Here is a 292-nt window from a genome sequence, read left to right as displayed (position 1 = left end):
CCGGTCCTGACTTCCGCCTGGATCCAGCCCCTCCACCGGCTATTGGGCGTTCCGATGTTTCGTGCCGTCACATAGAGCAGCGCTACAACATGCGCCTGCCGCGCCGCTTCGGGCAGGGCGAGCGTGGCTGCCGCCAGTTGGTGCGACCGGGCAAGACGGTTCCTCTCGGCTGCAGGCACTGTCAGAAAGCAGCGGTAACCGTCGCGCTGACCGTTCAGGGCCATGGTAAAATTGCCCCTGGGGTCTGGTTCCAGAGCCTCCACAAACCCGATCAGGAACAGATGGTTTTCCT

General features: G+C 63.0%; 1 pseudogene. It reads right to left on the bottom strand.

Going from position 1 to position 292, the window contains the following annotated elements:
- A pseudogene (locus tag B7449_RS19485) lies at positions 1-292 on the bottom strand (DUF1173 family protein); the annotation flags it as partial.

The sequence above is a fragment of the Komagataeibacter intermedius TF2 genome, from assembly GCF_000964425.1.
Lineage (GTDB): Bacteria > Pseudomonadota > Alphaproteobacteria > Acetobacterales > Acetobacteraceae > Komagataeibacter > Komagataeibacter intermedius.
The sequence above is the reverse complement of the archived record's forward strand: the minus strand, read 5'-3'. Positions and strand labels throughout refer to the sequence as shown.